The sequence below is a fragment of the Bradyrhizobium sp. genome, from assembly GCF_049798375.1.
GTDB lineage: Bacteria > Pseudomonadota > Alphaproteobacteria > Rhizobiales > Xanthobacteraceae > Bradyrhizobium.
Genome location: NZ_JBARGP010000618.1, coordinates 1 through 1,782, shown reverse-complemented (window position 1 = coordinate 1,782; position 1,782 = coordinate 1). Strand labels below are relative to the sequence as shown.

General features: G+C 66.8%; 2 protein-coding genes. Both read left to right on the top strand.

Annotated features, from left to right (window positions below):
- Nucleotides 1-508 (top strand): acetyl-CoA carboxylase carboxyltransferase subunit beta (locus tag WA702_RS24620; protein WP_425113153.1); only part of this gene is annotated, 508 nt, incomplete at its 5' end.
- Nucleotides 505-1,782, top strand: a 1,278-nt coding sequence (locus WA702_RS24615; protein ID WP_425113152.1) for a bifunctional folylpolyglutamate synthase/dihydrofolate synthase, incomplete at its 3' end; no start/stop codon positions are given. The genes WA702_RS24620 and WA702_RS24615, both read left to right, overlap by 4 nt.

Here is a 1,782-nt window from a genome sequence, read left to right as displayed (position 1 = left end):
GCTCGAGCTTGCGGTCGAGAAGAGCGCGCCCTTCATCGTCTTCGCGGCCTCCGGCGGCGCCCGCATGCAGGAGGGCATCTTGTCGCTGATGCAGATGCCGCGCACCACGGTCGCGATCCAGATGCTGCGCGAAGCGCGCAAACCCTACATCGTGGTGCTGACCAATCCGACTACGGGCGGCGTCACGGCCTCCTACGCCATGCTGGGCGATGTCCACATCGCCGAGCCGGGCGCGCTGATCGGCTTTGCCGGCGCCCGCGTGATCGAGCAGACCATCCGCGAGAAGCTGCCGGAGGGTTTCCAGCGCGCCGAATATCTGCGCGATCACGGCATGGTCGACATGGTCGTGCACCGTCACGATTTGCGCCCGACCTTGGCGCGGCTCTGCCGCATCCTGACCAAGCAGGCCGCAGTCGAGCCCGTCAAGACAGCAGCGCCGCAATTGTCGCCGCCGCCAACGCAGGCGGTTGCCAGCACCGACGCGCCCTCGGTCGCGCCGTCTGCGTGAACGCTCTCGCGCCCCGTCCCCGATCGCCGCTTGACGAGCTAATCGCGCGGCTTTCCGCGCTGCATGCGGGCAAGATCGAGCTGGGGCTGGAGCGGATGCATCGGCTGCTGGCGCAGCTCGATCACCCCGAGCGCAAGCTGCCGCCGGTGATCCATGTCGCCGGCACCAACGGCAAGGGCTCCACGGTCGCCTATCTCAGGGCCATGCTCGAGGCGGCGGGCCTGCGCGTCCACGTCTTCACCTCGCCCTGGCTGGTGCGGATCAACGAGAGCTATCGGCTCGGCAAGGTCGGCGGCGGCACGTTCGTCGACGACGACGAACTGTTCGACGTGCTGACGCGGTGTGAGCAGGTCAATGCCGGCGGCGCGATCACCTTCTTCGAGATCAAGACCATCGCCGCGTTTGATTTGTTCGCGCGGCATCCGGCCGATGTGGTGTTGCTCGAGGTGGGGCTCGGCGGCCGACTCGATTCAACCAATGTGGTCGATCAGCCCGTGGCGTGCGTGCTGACGTCTATTAGCATGGACCACATGGATTTCCTCGGAAGCTCGCTTGCATCGATCGCCGCAGAGAAGGCGGGCATCATCAAACGGGGCGTGCCGGTGATCTCTGCCGAGCAGGAGCCGGATGCCATGGCGGTGATCGAGCAGCAGGCCAAGCGCATGCGCGCGCCACTCTTCGCGTCGGGCGAGAGCTGGCATGTCAATGTCGAGCGCGGTCGGCTGGTCTATCAGGACGACCGCGGGCTCCTGGATCTTCCCGCACCCAAACTGTTCGGCCGGCATCAGTTCAGCAATGCCGGGCTTGCGATCGCGACCCTGCGCGCCGTCGGCAATTTCAAGCTTGCGGCAGGCACGTTCGAGGCCGGCATCGTCAGCGCGGAATGGCCGGCGCGGATGCAGCGGCTGTCGGCCGGTGCGCTGACCGCGCTCGGGCCCGATGGATGCGAGCTCTGGCTTGACGGCGGCCACAATGCCGATGGAGGCCGCGTTATCGCCGCAGCGCTCGGCGATCTCGAGGAGCGGGTGTCGCGTCCGCTGGTCGTCATCGTCGGTATGATGGCAAACAAGGACGCGGTGGCGTTCCTTGGCAACTTCGCCGGATTGACGCGCCATATCATCGTGGTGCCGATCCTCGATCAGAATGCGATGGCACCGGGCGATCTCGCCAATGCGGCGCGGACGCTCGGCATGCGCGCCGAGATTGCCGAGGGTGTCGAGGCTGCGCTGTGCGGCATCGCCGGTCTCGCTTATGAAGTGCCGCCGCGCATCCTG